Genomic DNA, 14,595 nt, shown 5'->3' on the forward strand with positions numbered 1-14,595 from the left:
GGAGCCGTCGCGGGAACCAGAGCTGTGCGATCCCGTTTGAAGGCTTCAGGCCGCCAACCCGGGGAAAATCATGGAACAACTCGTCGAGGAATTCGGCCATCCCACCTATACCTCGTTTCCGGTCATTGCGGCGCGGCTGTTGCTGGCGACGCTTTACGGGGGGATCATCGGCTTCGAGCGCGAATGGCGCGATCGCCCCGCCGGGCTGCGCACGCATATCCTGATCTGCGTGGCCGCCGCCACCTTCGGCATACTGACGATCGAAATCATCCATGCGCCGATGTTCGCGCAGGATTCCGTCAAGGTCGATCCGATCCGCGTTGTGGAAGCGGTCACCGCCGGCGTTGCCTTCCTCGCCGCCGGCTCGATCCTGTTTTCGCGCGGCGAGGTGCATGGGCTGACGACCGGCGCCGGCATGTGGCTGGCGGGCGCGATCGGCGTCGCCTGCGGCCTTGGCCTGTGGCAGGTGGCCGGGTTCGCCACGCTGATCGTGCTGATCGTGGCAGGGCTCCTGTACCGGCTCCAACCCAAGGCCGACCCCAATGGGAAGGACGACAGGAAAGCCGCCCCGGCCCCGACCGGCCGCTCCCGCAAGTAAGCTTCCTGCCACCCTCCTGGACTACCTCTTGGGGCCCACCTCTTGGGGGGCCACCCCTTTGGGGGCCAACCTTTGCGGCCAACCTTTTGGCGCGACGGGCGTTGTCCCTTCGAAGGGAAGGCCGCCGCGGGCGGCTGTTCAAACAGAGGAGGCGGAGATGAAACTTCTCGCCATTGCATCCTGCGCCGCCGTGCTGGCCCTGCCGGCGGCGGCACAGACCACCCAGCAGGCGCCGACCCAGCAGGCCGACAAATGCCGGGCACAGACCGATCAGGGAGGCAAGCAGCAGTCCGGCGGCGGCGACCTCAGCGAAAAACTCAACGATTGCGGCGGCGTGCTGAAGCCGCCGGCCACCGGCGACCAGGGCATGGCCGCGCCAGCGCCCGATGAAGGCAAGACGCCGGTCATCAAGCCGGGTCAAGTGCCTGCCCAGCCCCCGAAGCAATAGAAATTCGCCTGCGTCATTGTCATGACGGCGAGGGAACCTCGCGGATCAGCAGACGTTTCTCCAGCGAACTTGACCTGAAAGGATGAGGCCGTGAGAGATATTGCCAGCACCGCTACGTTGCTTGCTTCTATTGCCGTCGTGATCGTCCTGATGCTGATGGCGCCGAAGAGTTTCGGTTTCGAGGCCTCGCATCCGATCGTGGACGGCGATCTGCCCACGCAATGACCGGAACTGGGCCGTGCAACAAAAAAGCAGGCGAGTTCGCCTGCTTTTTTTGTTGCCGTCTGCGGCTACCGGACCAGAAGGCCGGCGTGATCGCAAAGCGCGGTGAACGCCTCCTGTGCCTGTGCGGCGCCTTCGGTCTTTTCGAGCGCCGTCTCGACCTTTTCACGCGCGGCCTGGTAGAAAGGCCCGCGTTTGGCCTGCGGCCAGTCGATCAGGATCTCGCTGGCGTCCTGAAGCGTGGCCACCTCACGGATCGTGTCCGAGCCATGCGGCTTGACCCGCAACGGTGTCGACAGCATCACACCGGCCATTGGTTTGCGCTCCGTTACTGGAGGATGCGCGCTTCGCGCGCGGCGTCGATCATTGCCCGCATCGCCTTTTCCGGCGGCGTCCAGCCATCCAGCGCATCGCGGCAGGAGCGCAGTGCTGCCCGGTATTGACGGCCCTGGCCGGCCGGCCAGTCGCCAAGGCATTCCAGTCCTTCCCAGGCGCTGCGCACGATGCGCTCCCGCTCATGGGAGAATTTGAGGCGGATCGGTCGGGGAAATATCTTGTCGTTCACGGTCGTCTCCGGGGGGCGTGCATGGCGGCTGCCGGCATGCACGGGGGAAGCGCCTGACAACGTCGCCGGCAGGGGAGGGTTCCCGGCCGGCGGGATCAATTTTCAATCTTGTCTCAGTCGCGCGCGACGGCGTCCGATAGCGGCCTGGGCGCGGGCATGTCGGCGTTTGGCGTCAGCGGCCGGTCATGCTCGAACTGCTCGGCGCCGGGCAAGGCATGCAGCCAGGTTTCGCGCCGGCCGATCCACAATTCATACTGGGGCGTCAAATCCGTCGGCGCGACGTCGAGACTGCCGAGCATCACCTCGACCTCGTTGTCGTCGACGAAGGCGACGCGGCTGCCGCAGGTCGGGCAGAAGCTGCGCGTGCCATAGCTGGCGACTTCGCCCGCCGTCTCGAAGGCGTCGCGCGGCCATATGGCAAAGGCCGAATAGACCGATCCGCCCGCCTTGCGGCAGTCCTTGCAATGGCAAAGGCCGACCCGCGACGGCTGGCCGGTGACGACGAAATGCACCCCGCCGCACAGGCAACTGCCGGTCCTGCGTGCTGTATCGGACATGGTCGCGGCCCTCCGTTCTTGCCAGTCTGGCGCTGCCAGTCATCCGGCTTCACCATTCTGGCATGCCGCGGGCCGGGCGGGACAGATGCTCGTCTGCCATTTCGTTGGCCAGGATGAGAAAACGGGAAAAAGACATCCTGTTCACCGTAGCGCCATGCCCGGTTGACGCGGCCCGCGGCATTCTTCAACGCCATCCCTGGCGAAATGGTTGCGGTCACGCGGCCGCCTTGCGCTAGCCGCGCGCGGCCATGTGGTTGTCGAGTTTTTTGCGCGAGGGGCCGTAGCGCTTGATGATGGTCTGGGCCTCGCTCTGCGGAATGCCGTATTTGCGCGCGAAGGCTGCGACCTCGTAGGTCTCCTCGCTCGAGACCAGCTTGCGGTCCTGCTTGGTCCTGGATTTGTCGTCGGGCATGTCGGGCCTCTCTTTCAGCCGCATGGTCGCCTGCAATCGTCTCCGGCACGCGATGCCGCGATCAGACATAACCGGGATCGGCGCCGCTGGTTCCATTGGCGTGGCGTGCCGGGAGGGCCGGCACGAGCCCAACGCCCCGTTCAGGCCGAAGGGTGGACCGGTTCGGCGCTGTGCGGGACGGTCTCGCCGCAATCGCCGCAAGGCATGCTGGCGCCGGGGCAGCCGCGCTGTTGCGTGCCGGCGGGGCAGCAAAGCCCGTTCGAGCTGGTCCAGCGAGGGCAATCGAAAACCTGGCCGGTGCCGCCGCAGCCGGTGCACTCCAGCACCGACGACCGGACGAGATAGGACCTTGTCCCTAACCTGACGCTTGCGCCCAATTCCTTACCCACCCACACCGTGCACCAGACATGTCTGTGCATTAGCCCCAGCTAACAATAGCACGATCCAGGTTACGGACAAGTTTCGTGATCGTTAAAGATTCGTAAAGATCGGTCCCGCCGGGAGCGATGCGCGCCGTACCATCAGCCGGCAAACCGCCATCGGGGAAAAAAATTCGCCTGCCATGTCGGATCGGCGCCGGTCGGCGCGTCCTCGGGACAGTTGAAGCTGGAGAACACCCATGTCGTCGCAGACCTCACAATCGCCGTGGCAGACCGCGGCCCTTCTCGTTGCCCGCCTGATCTTCGCCGCCGTCTTCCTGATGGCGGTTACCTTCAAGTTCATGGGCATGGAGGCGACGGCTGGCTTTATCGCCGCTGCCGGCTTTCCATTCCCGCTCTTCCTCGCCTGGTGCGCGGCGATCCTGGAGGTGGCACTGGTTCTGTGTTTCCTGAGCGGCGCCTTCTTCTCGCTGGCCGCCCTGGTCGCCGCAGCCTATGTGCTGTTCCTGGCCTTTGCCTTCCATGGACCCAGCCACTGGGCCGGCAACCAGGCCGAGTTCGGCTTCTTCGTCGACCATTTTTCGTTCATCGCCGGACTGCTGTTCGCCGCGGTGCACGGACCCGGACGGATGCTGGCGCTGAATCTGGGCTGGCCGGGCAGGGCGTAAAGACGTCCGCCCGGGGCAGGGCGTGAAGACGCCCGCCCCTTTCACATCTGATCGTTGTAAGGCTCCTTCATCTGGCCGACCATGCGGGCCAGTTTCGAGAAAGACGGCATGTCGGCTTCCGGCTGGCACTGATTGGCGAGTTCCAGGAGCCGGATCGGAAAATTGACGGCGTCGCGGCTCGACGCCGACATGCCGCCGGACCGCTCCTCGCCGGTTTCCGAGGCCTCGGCCTTGCGCAGTGCGATGTCGATCTCCTCCGCTGTCAGCACCCCCTTGCGGACCAGCACGTGGTTGATCGATGCGACGGCCATCAGCAGGCCTTCGAGTTGCAGATTGGCGACGTTCATGATGATGCTCCCTCCATTGACCAGATAAAACGCGCCAGCGGCGTTTCCGATCCGGAAGGGAGCAGTGCGGGATGATCAGATCTTGTTGGCAAACAACAGGATCAGCAGCGCCAGCAGGATCGCCGCCAGTATCCCGGCCGGCCGCCAGGCCCAGTTCCGCGACCATGGCCAGATCGGCAGCACGAAGATCAGGACCAGCATGAGGGTGATGATCGAGAAGGCGCCGGGAACGGTCATCCTCTGTCCGGATGTCTTGAGCAAGCTGACGGGGAATAGCTTATTCCTGCGTCAGGCGCTCGCCATATTCGCGCCACAACGCCTTGACCTCCAGGCTGCCGAGGCGCGGGATCGATCGATCGCCGCAATCTATCGCCGAGGCGCTGATGTCGTAGTTGGGGTAGGCGTTGGCGACGAAGCGGATCGCTTCGCCAAGCGAGTGCACCCGGATGATCGGATCGGCCTGGCCCTGGCCGGTGCTGCGCACACCGGAAACCGTGGCTGGAGCATGCCGCATCCGGAAGACGGATGCCATGGCTGGTCTGTCCATCGTCCTCTCCCATAAAGGCCGTGACGGGAATCATTCCATGCGCTTGCCTGCATGATCCCACAGGGGCGGGCTCCTGAAAAGCCGGCTAGCGAATGCCGCTTTTCAAGGCGGACACGACCGTCCGATTGCCGGGTGAGGCGGGTTACCGCCGTTTCACGATGACGCTGATTTGCGCCGCCGGCCGCCTTGCCGCGCGCCCGGACGTCTGGCATCCTACCCGCGATGGGAATGGAGTTCTCCCGAAACCGCCAGTGATGGCTGATGACTCCTGCCGCGAAAACCGCGGTGGGAATCTGTCGATCCCGCCGCCATGGCGGGCTTCGTGCTCGCCCCGAGAGAGGATCGAGCATGTCTTTTTCCAATTGCCAAATCGTCATGGCCGGCGGCGCGCTGGGCACGCTGGCGCGCTACCTCGTCTCCCTCTGGGCGCTGCCGGTGAGCAGCCAGTTGCCCTGGGGCACGATCATCATCAACATCAGCGGCTCGCTGCTGATCGGCTTCTTCGGCACGTTGACACTGGCCAGCGGGCGCTACCCGGCTTCGGACAGCCTGCGCCTGTTCGTGATGATCGGGCTCTGCGGCGGCTACACGACGTTCTCGTCGTTCAGCCTGCAGACGCTGGACCTGATGCGCGCCGGCGGATTCGGCCGCGCGGCGCTCAACATCGGCCTGTCGGTGCTGTTATGCGTCGGCGCGGTCGCCCTCGGCCACATCATCGCGGCCCGCATCAATGGCGGTGGCGCCCAGATCGCGCAGAGCGTGATCGAGGAGGAGGCGTAGGGAACGTCTTGGGAATTTATTCCTTTTTCTGTTGACCCGCTGAGGGCAGCCATGGTACATATTTGTCCATGGTGCTGATTTGCGCCAATGACCCGCCGCCGAGGCGGGTTTTGTGTTTTTGGGCGCTTCTGCCGTGGTTGCGAATTTGAACGGCGGCAGGACAGAGAGGGGCGCTGTAGGGCGCTACCTCCGCGAGATGCGAGAAATTCCCATGCCACGCTATGCCACCATCATCACCGGCGATGACGGACGCGAGATCGTCAGCGCCATCGGCGAGTTCGAAGGAGCGCCGCCGCCTGTGCTCCTGGGACGCGTCGAACCGGTCGCGCCCGATGTGCTGATCGGCATGGTGCGGGATAAGGCCGGCGGCTTCGGCTTTCCACAGGCGGGCATTGGCGGGCAGCTCCTGGGTCTCGCCATGGCGCGGCTCAGGGCCGCACGGCTCGTCGCCGTCGCAAAGCCCATACAGGCCACGAAGCCGAAACGCGCCAGGAGCACCGGCAAGAAATCCGCCCGCTCGAAAAAGCGGGCCAGGCCGGCGCCGCCCAGGGCAGCGCCGGCCATCGGCGGCGACGATGCCGTGGCGCAGACCCATGACTGACGCAGCCGTACCGGCGCGTCGCAAGGCAAGGCCGCCGCGGCGCAAGGCTGCCGCCAGTCCAGCGCCGCCGCCCAAACCCCGCTCGCGCACGAAGAAGACACTGGGCGACGATTTCCTGGCCGCCGTCCGCGCCGACTTTCGCGCGCACGGTGCCGGCGTCATCGCCGAGGTGCGGGCCGACAAGCCGGACCAGTATCTGAAGATCGTGCTTTCGGTGCTGCCCAAGGATTTCGATGCCGCCGTCAACCCCCTGGATTCCCAGAGCGATGAAGAAATCCGCAGCCGAATCCGCGCCCTCGAAGCCGTCCTGCGGCCGTTCCTCGGCGAGCCGGCCGATCCCGGCAACGCTGGTCCCGGCGAGCGTTGAATATCTGGCGCTGCTGGCGGAGCTTGACCGCCGGCGCAGCCGCAACCAACTGGCGGCGTACAAGCCGTATGGACGCCAGGCCGAATTTCACGCGGCAGGCGCACAAAACCGAGAAAGGCTGTTCATGGCCGGCAACCAGCTCGGCAAGACCAAAGCCGGCGGTGCCGAATGGGCCATGCACCTCACCGGTCGCTATCCCGCGTGGTGGCAAGGCAAGGTGTTCGACACGCCCGTGCGGCTCTGGGCCGCCGGCGTCACCGGAGAAGGTACGCGCGACAACCCGCAGCGCGTGCTCATCGGCCCGCCGCAGCAGCAGTCCGCCTGGGGCACCGGCATGATCCCGGCCGATGCCATCGTCGACACCATCATCGGACGCGGCGCGCCCGGCGCGCTGGACAGCGTCGTGGTGCGCCATGGCGGTGGCGGCGACGTGCAGGCCGGCGAAAGCGTGCTGTCGTTCAAGAGTTTCGAAAAGGGCCGCGAGAAATGGCAGGGCGAGACGCTGCACGGCGTCTGGTTCGACGAAGAACCGCCGCTGGATATCTACTCCGAGGGCCTGACCCGCACCAATGCGACGGGCGGGATCACGATCGTGACCTTCACACCGTTGCTGGGAATGAGCGATGTGGTGTTGCTGTTTTTGAGCGCGGGCGAGGTCGAGAGGATGGGGAAGGGGTGAGAAGGTGCGCTTCTTCCTTCTCCCACAAGGGGAGAAGGGAAGAAGCGCTCATTCGCCCTCCCGCGCCACCATTTGATCGAGATTCTCGTTCAGCCGCCTCAGCAGGCCGACCAGCATCTGAACCTCGTCTTCGCTGAAGCCGGCGAGGGCATGCTGATTGCCTTCGTCCAAGGCAGCGCGTGTCGCGGGCAGTTTTTCCAGTGCCGCTTCGGTGAGCGAGATCAACTGGCTGCGGCCGTCATCCGGATCGGGCGCGCGGCGCACCAGCCCGTCGCGTTCCATGCGCGACAGCATCTGCGCCATCGAGGGCTGCTCGGTCTTGGCCAGGCGCGCCAGCTCCTTTTGCGACATCGCGCCGCCATGGCGCAGGAGATAGACCACCGGCAGCTGGCCGATGGAGAAACCGAACGGCCTGACGCGCCGCTCGCCGAGGCGGGCGAAGCTGCGCGAGGCCATGTTGATGAGGGGCGCGGGGTTCGAAAACAGATTCCAGTCGATCATGGGTTGCATAGGTACCTATGTTTATTATATAGGCTCCTATATAAATCAATGCGAGACCTCTGTCCATGACCGGAAGACCCCCACGCATCGCCATAATCGGCGCCGGCCCGGCCGGACTGACGCTGGCGCGCATCCTCCACATCAACGGCATCGCCGCCACCGTCTTCGAGCGCGAGGAGCATGCGCTTTCCCGCCCGCAGGGCGGCACGCTCGACCTGCATGCCGAGTCCGGCCAGCTGGCGCTGCAGCGCGCCGGGCTGGAAGCAGAGTTCCTGCGCATTGCGCGCTATGAGGACCAGGGCAGCCGGCTCTACGACAAGAACGCACGCCTGCTGCTTGCCGATGACGACGACAGCGGCGACCGGCCGGAAGTCGACCGCTCGGCGCTGCGCGAAATCCTGCTTGCCTCGCTGCCCACCGGCACGGTGCAATGGGGCCGGGAATTGCGCGAGGTTTTTGCGCGCCCGGACGGCGCCTATGACCTTGCCTTCGGCGTCGACCTGCTCGGTCCGTTCGATCTCATCGTCGGCGCCGACGGCGCCTGGTCGCGCGTGCGGCCGCTGGTGTCACGCTACCGGCCGCACTATAGCGGGCTCACCTTCATCGAATTCGGCATAGACGATGTCGACGCCAGTCATCCGGCGCTCTCGAAACTGGTCGGGCGCGGCAAGATCGGTGCCGAAGGCGAAGGCAGAAGCATGATCGTGCAGCGCAACGCCAACGCGCATCTGCGCGGCTATGCGATCTTCCGCGTGCCGGCGGACTGGGCGGACAGGACCTTCGATTTCGCCTCGCCGGCGGCGGCGCGGGCGCGCCTGATGGCGGAGTTCGACGGCTGGGCGCCGGAGCTCGTGGCGCTGATCGCGGCCAGCAACGATCTGATCGTGGCGCGCGCCATCCATGCGCTGCCGATCGGCCATCACTGGCAAAACCGGGTCGGCGTGACGCTGCTGGGCGATGCCGCCCATGTCATGTCGCCCTTCGGCGGTGAAGGCGTCAATGCCGCCATGCTGGACGCCGCCGAGCTCGCGCGCCATCTGGTCGAGGCGGACGACTGGACGCAGGCGGTCAGGCTCTACGAGCAGGAGATGTTCGACCGCGTGGTGGAACCCGCCACCCACGCGGCGGAAGCGGCCGCCACCGAGCTTTCCCATATCGGTCTCGAACTGACGCTGGAGCATGTGCGCCGGCATGCCGAGATGCGGGAGGCTGCCGCTCAAGGCGGCTGATTGACCGGACCGGCCTTTTCGCCGTTGGGCCGGCGGTAAGCCGCGGAAAATACCGTGCGCGGACAAGGCGATACGCCACGTCCTGCAGAGGCTGAATCAGGAAATCGCGATGTCACGCCACGTCACTTTCATGACCATCGACGATGCCGAGCATTATTCGCCTGTGGAACGCGCGGCGATCGTGGCCGCCTATCCCGCGCATGAGCGCGAGGCGCGGGCCAAGGGCATTCCGGTGATGGGCTCGGGCCGTATCTTTCCGGTAGCCGAGGCGCTGATTGCCTGCGAGCCGTTCCGGCTGCCGCGCTATTGGCCGAGGCTGGGCGCGCTCGACTTCGGCTGGGATCATCCTTCAGCCGCCGTCGAGCTCGCCTGGGATACGGAGGCCGATGTGGTCTACGTCACCAAGGCTGCCAGAGCCTCGCAGCAGACGCCGGCCATGCAGGCGCTGACCTTGAAACCCTGGGGCGACTGGCTGCCCTGGGCCTGGCCGCGCGACGGCCGCCGCGAAACGCTGGAAGGGGCGGGCACCGCGCTTTCCCGGCAATATGCCGCGCACGGGCTGAACATGCTGTCGCGCCACGCGCAGTTTTCCGACGGTTCGGTCTCGGTCGAGGCCGGGCTGATGGAGATGCTCGACCGCATGCAGTCCGGCCGTTTCAAGGTGTTTTCGACGCTTCTTGCCTGGTTCGAGGAGTTTCGGCTCTACCATCGCAAGGACGGCCAGGTGGTCAAGCTGCGCGACGACCTGATGGCGGCGACACGCTACGGCGTGATGATGCTGCGCGAAGCGGTGGTCGATCCGGCGGAATTCAAGGCCGGACGGAAACGGCCGATGGAGCAGAGCGATCCGCTGGGGGCGTTTCGGTAGCTTCCACACTTCGCCATTCTCGGGCCTGACCTCGAGAATCCAGCCGCGACACGAGCTGAAGACTGCGGCGGACCAGAAATCCGCACTGCAGCGGCGCCCGTGTGTCCCTGCCTGGATCCTTTGGGCGGCGGAGCAGTCCCAGAGATCTCCGCCGCGTCGTGCCGGCACTTGCTCCGCCCGCCGGATGACCCTCCGGGGCGCCTGGCCGAGCCTGTAGTCCGCGGCACCGGCCAATCCTCCAAGAAACGTCGATCCGAGAAGACCCGCGAACGCGACAACGCAGCGCGCGCCGTCCGGCTGCGCCGCGATCACCGGCGCCGGGCGTCCTTGGTTCAAAATCATTCGAGCAGGAAGCAGCAATGGCCCACGTCATCCCCCTTTCCGTCGGCCAGCGCCGGCTCGATACCGGCAATGCGGTGCAATATCCGCAGGGCTCGCCGATCGGCGGCGCCATGCAGGGGCTGGGCGATCAGCTTTCGGCCGTCGCCGAGCGCTACCGGCAGATGATGGCCCAGCAGGAAGCGTTCGACGCCGAAATCGCGCGGCGCAAGTTCAATGGGCAGATCGCGCAGGCGGAAGACGAGGCGACGGCCAACGCGCCCGCCGACAGCACCGGCTTGCATGACGCCATGTACGGGCAGGTCAGTCCGTACGACGGCCGGGTGGTGAAGACCGGCCTGTCCGACAAGCTGTTTGCCGCCGCCTTGCCCGGCATGCCCGAAAGCCAGCGCGCCAACTTCGCCAGGCAGAAAGAAGCGATGCGCGGGGCCGGCTCGCTTCGCATGGCGGCACGGCAGCTTCAGCGGCGCAGGGATTATGAGCAGGCCGAAGTCGACACGGCGATGAAGACCAGCGCCATCGCCATCGGCAGCGCCGATCCCGAAGATCACGTCAGCTTTGAAGCGGCCCGGCAACAAGGGCTCGACCTGATCGACAAGATGGGCGTCGACCCCGGCATCAAGCAACAGATGGTCAAGGATTGGTTCGGCACCGCCGCAAAGACGCGGTTCGAGGCGCTGATCGCTAAGGATCCGGCGCGGGCGCTGGCGATGTTTGGGGTTGGGGCGCCGGGAGAGTCCTCCGGTAAAAACTCCGACGATCACCTCGAAACGCCTGATGTGCCGCAAGTATTCGGCGGCAATGATCCGGCGCCCAGCCACCTCGCTCCAGATGACGTTCAGTTGCTGATCAAGCAGGCACATGCCGCGACTACGGCGCAACTGATCGACGCGCGCACCAACATCGCCCTCGCTTCGCTGAACGCCTCGGACGCTATCGCCAAGACCGGCAGCTATTCCGGCAACATGCCTGGTCCGGCCGACTTTGCCGGCGTTTATGGCGCCGAGGAGGGTGGCAAACGGTATCACGACTTCAGCTTGAGGATCGACGTAGGCCGTCAAGCCTTCGGCATGCGTACCATGCCAAACCAGGCTATCCACGCAGCGCTGCGCGATGCGGAGCCTGGGCCCGGCAGTTCCGAAGAAGAGAAGACACGCTATCGGGTTACCGCTGCGGCGGCTCTCAAGACACTAGGTATGAGGCGGGCCGACCCTGCCGGTTATGTTCAAGAAGTCTTCCCCATTGTTGACGCTGCGTGGAAGGCAGCGACAGGTCCAGACAGCAAGTCGGAGAGCGACGATCCGGCGGCATACAAATGGGCTATCGCCGTCTCGCTTGCAGCCCAGAGCCAACTGGGCGTCGAGACCCCTCAACCCCTGCCGAAGGCGGTTGTCCAAAGCATAGCTGATACCTTTGGCAACAAAGACGTGCCGCAGGGTGAGAAGGGCATCATCCTGCGTGACCTTCTGGCCGCGGCGCCCGACCTGACGGCGCGCGAGGCCCTGTCTCAGCAATTGACTCAAGCCGGCCTTGCTGGGCCGGCTCAAATCGACCCGATCATCACGACTGCGACAGGACGGCCTCCGCCAGCGCCAGCTGGCGATGTCAGGTCTGGGTTCCAGCGAGTTGCGGACGACTTCGGCGATTATCTGAGCGAGAGTGTCGAGGCCCTCGGCCGCATCCCGCATGACATTGGGCTGGGTCTCCGGGATCTGCGCGATTCCCCTCTGGATTTTCTTGAACAACTGCCGGTTACCCCCGGCTCGGGATTAGCAGCCGAAGGGGCTGCAGGCCTCAGATGGATGGCCACCAATCTACTCAAAGGCGGGAAAATCGCCGATGAAGTGATTGAGCCAGCTTTGAGGGCTTTCTCAAAAAATTACCGAAAGACGTTCTTTAAAGAATATCCTGATTTGGTTGGGTTAGTATTTATTCATCATCGAATCGAGCAGAAAGTCCTTAAGAGATACATTGGGGTTATAACCAACGAGATGATGCACTCGCTTGAAAATCTCCGCGGGATACCAAAGGAGTTGAATTCCACATTGCACCTGAGTACCATTCGACGCGAATGGGACGCGTTCTATAGGCGGAATCCAACTACCACATTACAGAAGTTGCTTGAGAAGGCTGCGGAAATAGATCAAAAATATGGCCACCTTTTCAACCCACCGATAGGTAAAAAATGAAGTACTTCTATCTAGAACCGGAAGTTTCTGGCGGTCCCGGCGAAAATACCATTATGGACGTGACGGTCCATCCTCCTCTCGTATCTCGCTTGCACTATGAATTTGACGGGTGGTTGGGCGATGGCATAGTGACGTCGTTCCCGTGCTACCTTGTAACTAAGGATGTCAAAGAGAAAATTCTTGAGAGTGATTTTTCCGGCGTAACATTCGATGATGTCGAGGTGACCACTTCTGAGTTGTTCGAGGAGATGCAGCCAAACCAGAAGCTTCCAGCTTTCGTATGGCTGAAAGTGAACGGGGATGCCGGCGACGATGATTTCGGAATTGCGAAAGATTATCGCCTCGTCGTTTCCGAACGCGTTCTCGATGCCCTCAAGTCGTTCGGAATCTCCAATGCCTTGATTGAACCTTTTGATGGGGCTTGATGTTCCCAGTCTTGCGAGTCATGTGGGCGGCGTTGAGGCGATGGATTGCCATTTTGGGGTCGAAAGCTGCCGACTTGTGGGGCGTCACGCTGAAGAAGGCGTTTGGCGGCTGATAAGAGCTTGGACAATTTTTGCACGGCAAATTCTTTGATTCGATTAAGACGAATCTTGTTCGTCGCATCCTCGGCTTACTCGTCAGCAGATGCTAGAATATATTGAGCATATCGATAGATACAGACATCTGTTCATTCCGCCTATAGGTAAGTGATGCAATATTTTTATATCGAGCCGGACGTTGCTGGGGGACTTGGACCCCACACGATCCTTGATTCGAGCGTTCACCCTCCAATGGTGCGCAAGCTTCATTATGTGGTGGAGGGTTGGACCGTGGAAGTGCTCGTTACGACCTTCCCATGTTACCTCGTCACTGACAAAGCGCAGCGCGCACTTCAAGAGATGAGTTTTTCGGGTGCGAGTTTCGCGGACGTCGAAGTAACAACATCCGAAGAATTTCATGAGGATCTGCCAAACCAGAAACTTCCGCCCCTCGTTTGGCTGAAGGTGTATGGGAGGGCAGGCCACGACGATTTCGGGATCGCGGCGAACCATCTACTGGTCATCTCCAATCGCGTTCTGGATTTGCTGGAATCGTTGGGTATACCGTTTGCTGTCGTCGAGCCTTACGACGGTAAATAGAAAGGTACTTGCGATGCGGTTAATGGGGAATTCCTTAAGGAGCATAATGGCGGCGAAAGTTTCATCGGCGACAGCTATATAATTTTTTTCAAAGCCGAAGAATTGGCAGACTTCAATCGAGAATACCAGGTTGAAAAATACGCACCAGGAATCTTGTTGTTTGCATCAAACGGAGGAGGGGAAGCCTATGGCTTCGACACCCACGAGGTTGCGATGCCTATCGTGCGCATCTCCTTTATGGAACGGCAATCCGCCGAGACGATAGCACGAGACCTCACCGATCTATTTGCTACGCTGGAGGACTTGAAATGAGTGTACAAGATACCGCTTCTCGCTCCAAGGGCATGGAACTCCTCGATATCAAACCGATTGCGGTTGGCGGCGATCCAGTCAGTTTGGAGAACAAGGTCTGGTTGACCAGACAACAGCATTTTGAAGTGGTGCGCTTCTGGAATTGAACTATCGAAATTCAGCGTAAAGCGGCACTGGACACGGCGGCCCGGTCCGATGGGTAGGGGCAGGGAGCACTGATCTTACGCAGGCCATCACCATTGGACCAAGGCAACGAAAAAAGTGCACTGTCACCGTAATTCTGGACTACGTGAGTTACATCGATAAGAAATATGGGCATCTGTTCAATCCCCCGATAGGTGAGTAATGCAATATTTTAAAATACGGCCGAACGTCGCCGGCGGGATTGGCGAAAACACCGTTCTCGACCCGAGTGTCCATCCGCCAATCGTGACGAAGCTTCACTATGTGGTGGAGGGCTGGTTCGGCGATGTGATCGTTGCGACATTCCCCTGTTTCCTCGTAACTGAGGAAACCCAGCGCGCACTACGGAAGATGGGCTTTTCAGGTGCGACGTTCGCCGAGGCCGAAGTGACTATCTCGGAAGAGTGTGAAGAGGATCAGCCCGGGCTGCAACTGCCACCTTTCGTCTGGCTGAAAGTGAATGGCAAGGCCGGCAGCGATGATTTCGGGATTGCTATACCTTTCCGCCTCGTCATCTCGAAAAGGATTCTCGATTTGTTGGAATCGTTGGGCATTCCGTTTGCCGTGGTCGAGCCTTACGACGGCCAATAAGAATGGGATTGGAATTACGGTGACAGTGCACTTTTAGCGACCGTATCGATGTGACTGATGGGAACCTCCAGACTAAGACATGGAAAATAGT

General features: G+C 62.6%; 23 protein-coding genes, 1 pseudogene and 1 riboswitch. Of the genes and pseudogenes, 16 read left to right on the forward strand and 8 right to left on the reverse strand.

Going from position 1 to position 14,595, the window contains the following annotated elements; translation table 11 throughout:
- The first annotated feature begins 70 nt into the window (after positions 1–70).
- From FJ967_RS12575 to FJ967_RS33955, 3 genes are all read left to right on the forward strand, one after another.
- Positions 71–598 (forward strand): MgtC/SapB family protein, encoded by a 528-nt coding sequence (locus FJ967_RS12575; protein WP_140732044.1) that lies wholly within the window; start codon positions 71–73, stop codon positions 596–598.
- 157 nt (positions 599–755) lie between these two features.
- Positions 756–1,046 carry a hypothetical protein gene (locus tag FJ967_RS12580; RefSeq protein WP_140732045.1) on the forward strand — a complete coding sequence of 97 codons (291 nt, stop codon included), beginning with the start codon at positions 756–758 and terminating at the stop codon, positions 1,044–1,046.
- Positions 1,047–1,136: 90 nt separating this feature from the next.
- Entirely contained in the window at positions 1,137–1,271 is a 135-nt protein-coding gene (locus FJ967_RS33955; RefSeq protein WP_281405677.1) for a hypothetical protein, read from the forward strand.
- A 65-nt stretch (positions 1,272–1,336) separates the two neighbouring features.
- On the opposite strand, the gene FJ967_RS12585 is transcribed toward FJ967_RS33955, so the two are convergent.
- From FJ967_RS12585 to FJ967_RS12600, 4 genes are all read right to left on the reverse strand, one after another.
- Complete coding sequence (locus FJ967_RS12585) at positions 1,337–1,582, reverse strand: DUF982 domain-containing protein (RefSeq protein WP_140732047.1); 246 nt, start codon at positions 1,580–1,582, stop codon at positions 1,337–1,339.
- A gap of 14 nt (positions 1,583–1,596) precedes the next feature.
- A complete protein-coding gene (locus FJ967_RS12590; RefSeq protein WP_140732049.1) occupies positions 1,597–1,833 on the reverse strand; it encodes a DUF982 domain-containing protein in 237 nt (78 codons plus the stop codon).
- A gap of 113 nt (positions 1,834–1,946) precedes the next feature.
- A complete protein-coding gene (locus FJ967_RS12595; RefSeq protein WP_140732051.1) occupies positions 1,947–2,390 on the reverse strand; it encodes a GFA family protein in 444 nt (147 codons plus the stop codon).
- A 232-nt stretch (positions 2,391–2,622) separates the two neighbouring features.
- Positions 2,623–2,802 (reverse strand): DUF3606 domain-containing protein, encoded by a 180-nt coding sequence (locus FJ967_RS12600; RefSeq protein WP_140732052.1) that lies wholly within the window; start codon positions 2,800–2,802, stop codon positions 2,623–2,625.
- A 619-nt stretch (positions 2,803–3,421) separates the two neighbouring features.
- On the opposite strand from FJ967_RS12600, the gene FJ967_RS12605 reads away from it, so the two are divergent.
- Complete coding sequence (locus FJ967_RS12605; protein WP_140732054.1) at positions 3,422–3,850, forward strand: DoxX family protein; 429 nt, start codon at positions 3,422–3,424, stop codon at positions 3,848–3,850.
- Between the two features lie 41 nt (positions 3,851–3,891).
- Here FJ967_RS12605 and FJ967_RS12610 read toward each other — a convergent pair whose 3' ends face one another.
- From FJ967_RS12610 to FJ967_RS12620, 3 genes are all read right to left on the reverse strand, one after another.
- The gene (locus FJ967_RS12610; protein ID WP_140732055.1) at positions 3,892–4,197 is read right to left on the reverse strand and encodes a hypothetical protein; all 306 of its coding nucleotides are present in this window, start codon (positions 4,195–4,197) and stop codon (positions 3,892–3,894) included.
- 75 nt (positions 4,198–4,272) lie between these two features.
- Positions 4,273–4,434, reverse strand: coding sequence for a DUF3309 family protein (locus FJ967_RS12615; protein ID WP_140732057.1), 162 nt, complete (start codon positions 4,432–4,434; stop codon positions 4,273–4,275).
- 40 nt (positions 4,435–4,474) lie between these two features.
- Entirely contained in the window at positions 4,475–4,744 is a 270-nt protein-coding gene (locus FJ967_RS12620; RefSeq protein ID WP_140732058.1) for a hypothetical protein, read from the reverse strand.
- Between the two features lie 215 nt (positions 4,745–4,959).
- A riboswitch (Fluoride riboswitch) is annotated at positions 4,960–5,022 on the forward strand.
- A gap of 70 nt (positions 5,023–5,092) precedes the next feature.
- Here FJ967_RS12620 and crcB point away from each other — a divergent pair.
- The 4 genes from crcB to FJ967_RS12640 all read left to right on the forward strand — a co-directional run bounded on the left by crcB (position 5,093) and on the right by FJ967_RS12640 (position 7,171).
- Positions 5,093–5,524, forward strand: coding sequence for a fluoride efflux transporter CrcB (gene crcB / locus FJ967_RS12625; protein ID WP_140732060.1), 432 nt, complete (start codon positions 5,093–5,095; stop codon positions 5,522–5,524).
- A gap of 211 nt (positions 5,525–5,735) precedes the next feature.
- Positions 5,736–6,125, forward strand: coding sequence for a hypothetical protein (locus FJ967_RS12630; protein ID WP_140732062.1), 390 nt, complete (start codon positions 5,736–5,738; stop codon positions 6,123–6,125).
- The gene (locus FJ967_RS12635; RefSeq protein WP_140732063.1) at positions 6,118–6,492 is read left to right on the forward strand and encodes a hypothetical protein; all 375 of its coding nucleotides are present in this window, start codon (positions 6,118–6,120) and stop codon (positions 6,490–6,492) included. The genes FJ967_RS12630 and FJ967_RS12635 overlap by 8 nt, the downstream gene beginning before the upstream one ends.
- Before the next feature lie 124 nt (positions 6,493–6,616).
- A complete protein-coding gene (locus FJ967_RS12640; protein ID WP_246675263.1) occupies positions 6,617–7,171 on the forward strand; it encodes a terminase family protein in 555 nt (184 codons plus the stop codon).
- Positions 7,172–7,219: 48 nt separating this feature from the next.
- Here the strand turns inward: FJ967_RS12640 and FJ967_RS12645 are convergent, their stop codons facing one another.
- Positions 7,220–7,672: a MarR family transcriptional regulator gene (locus FJ967_RS12645; protein WP_140732066.1), complete on the reverse strand. Its 453-nt coding sequence runs from the start codon at positions 7,670–7,672 to the stop codon at positions 7,220–7,222.
- Between the two features lie 65 nt (positions 7,673–7,737).
- Here FJ967_RS12645 and FJ967_RS12650 point away from each other — a divergent pair, with 65 nt between their 5' ends.
- The 8 genes and pseudogenes from FJ967_RS12650 to FJ967_RS12680 all read left to right on the forward strand — a co-directional run bounded on the left by FJ967_RS12650 (position 7,738) and on the right by FJ967_RS12680 (position 14,504).
- The gene (locus tag FJ967_RS12650) at positions 7,738–8,901 is read left to right on the forward strand and encodes an NAD(P)/FAD-dependent oxidoreductase (RefSeq protein WP_140732068.1); all 1,164 of its coding nucleotides are present in this window, start codon (positions 7,738–7,740) and stop codon (positions 8,899–8,901) included.
- A gap of 82 nt (positions 8,902–8,983) precedes the next feature.
- Complete coding sequence (locus FJ967_RS12655) at positions 8,984–9,769, forward strand: terminase family protein (RefSeq protein WP_281405679.1); 786 nt, start codon at positions 8,984–8,986, stop codon at positions 9,767–9,769.
- 359 nt (positions 9,770–10,128) lie between these two features.
- On the forward strand, positions 10,129–12,297 hold the full coding sequence (locus FJ967_RS33360; RefSeq protein WP_181175818.1) for a hypothetical protein: 2,169 nt from the start codon (positions 10,129–10,131) through the stop codon (positions 12,295–12,297).
- Complete coding sequence (locus FJ967_RS12665; protein WP_140732071.1) at positions 12,294–12,722, forward strand: hypothetical protein; 429 nt, start codon at positions 12,294–12,296, stop codon at positions 12,720–12,722. The genes FJ967_RS33360 and FJ967_RS12665 overlap by 4 nt, the downstream gene beginning before the upstream one ends.
- A 267-nt stretch (positions 12,723–12,989) precedes the next feature.
- Complete coding sequence (locus FJ967_RS12670; RefSeq protein WP_140732073.1) at positions 12,990–13,418, forward strand: hypothetical protein; 429 nt, start codon at positions 12,990–12,992, stop codon at positions 13,416–13,418.
- A gap of 39 nt (positions 13,419–13,457) precedes the next feature.
- A pseudogene (locus tag FJ967_RS12675) lies at positions 13,458–13,730 on the forward strand (SMI1/KNR4 family protein); the annotation flags it as partial.
- A complete protein-coding gene (locus FJ967_RS33365; protein WP_181175820.1) occupies positions 13,727–13,876 on the forward strand; it encodes a hypothetical protein in 150 nt (49 codons plus the stop codon). The pseudogene FJ967_RS12675 and the gene FJ967_RS33365, both read left to right, overlap by 4 nt.
- Before the next feature lie 199 nt (positions 13,877–14,075).
- Entirely contained in the window at positions 14,076–14,504 is a 429-nt protein-coding gene (locus FJ967_RS12680; RefSeq protein ID WP_140732077.1) for a hypothetical protein, read from the forward strand.
- Positions 14,505–14,595 lie beyond the last annotated feature (91 nt).

Source organism: Mesorhizobium sp. B2-3-4 (assembly GCF_006442315.1).
Lineage (GTDB): Bacteria > Pseudomonadota > Alphaproteobacteria > Rhizobiales > Rhizobiaceae > Mesorhizobium.

Coding starts and splice junctions, on each gene's coding strand:
- FJ967_RS12575 (WP_140732044.1), top strand. CDS start 71: ATGGAACAACTCGTCGAGGAATTCGGCCATCCCACCTATACCTCGTTT.
- FJ967_RS12580 (WP_140732045.1), top strand. CDS start 756: ATGAAACTTCTCGCCATTGCATCCTGCGCCGCCGTGCTGGCCCTGCCG.
- FJ967_RS12585 (WP_140732047.1), bottom strand. CDS start 1,582: ATGGCCGGTGTGATGCTGTCGACACCGTTGCGGGTCAAGCCGCATGGC.
- FJ967_RS12595 (WP_140732051.1), bottom strand. CDS start 2,390: ATGTCCGATACAGCACGCAGGACCGGCAGTTGCCTGTGCGGCGGGGTG.
- FJ967_RS12600 (WP_140732052.1), bottom strand. CDS start 2,802: ATGCCCGACGACAAATCCAGGACCAAGCAGGACCGCAAGCTGGTCTCG.
- FJ967_RS12605 (WP_140732054.1), top strand. CDS start 3,422: ATGTCGTCGCAGACCTCACAATCGCCGTGGCAGACCGCGGCCCTTCTC.
- FJ967_RS12610 (WP_140732055.1), bottom strand. CDS start 4,197: ATGAACGTCGCCAATCTGCAACTCGAAGGCCTGCTGATGGCCGTCGCA.
- FJ967_RS12615 (WP_140732057.1), bottom strand. CDS start 4,434: ATGACCGTTCCCGGCGCCTTCTCGATCATCACCCTCATGCTGGTCCTG.
- FJ967_RS12620 (WP_140732058.1), bottom strand. CDS start 4,744: ATGGACAGACCAGCCATGGCATCCGTCTTCCGGATGCGGCATGCTCCA.
- crcB (WP_140732060.1), top strand. CDS start 5,093: ATGTCTTTTTCCAATTGCCAAATCGTCATGGCCGGCGGCGCGCTGGGC.
- FJ967_RS12630 (WP_140732062.1), top strand. CDS start 5,736: ATGCCACGCTATGCCACCATCATCACCGGCGATGACGGACGCGAGATC.
- FJ967_RS12635 (WP_140732063.1), top strand. CDS start 6,118: ATGACTGACGCAGCCGTACCGGCGCGTCGCAAGGCAAGGCCGCCGCGG.
- FJ967_RS12640 (WP_246675263.1), top strand. CDS start 6,617: ATGGCCGGCAACCAGCTCGGCAAGACCAAAGCCGGCGGTGCCGAATGG.
- FJ967_RS12645 (WP_140732066.1), bottom strand. CDS start 7,672: ATGATCGACTGGAATCTGTTTTCGAACCCCGCGCCCCTCATCAACATG.
- FJ967_RS12650 (WP_140732068.1), top strand. CDS start 7,738: ATGACCGGAAGACCCCCACGCATCGCCATAATCGGCGCCGGCCCGGCC.
- FJ967_RS33360 (WP_181175818.1), top strand. CDS start 10,129: ATGGCCCACGTCATCCCCCTTTCCGTCGGCCAGCGCCGGCTCGATACC.
- FJ967_RS12665 (WP_140732071.1), top strand. CDS start 12,294: ATGAAGTACTTCTATCTAGAACCGGAAGTTTCTGGCGGTCCCGGCGAA.
- FJ967_RS12670 (WP_140732073.1), top strand. CDS start 12,990: ATGCAATATTTTTATATCGAGCCGGACGTTGCTGGGGGACTTGGACCC.
- FJ967_RS33365 (WP_181175820.1), top strand. CDS start 13,727: ATGAGTGTACAAGATACCGCTTCTCGCTCCAAGGGCATGGAACTCCTC.
- FJ967_RS12680 (WP_140732077.1), top strand. CDS start 14,076: ATGCAATATTTTAAAATACGGCCGAACGTCGCCGGCGGGATTGGCGAA.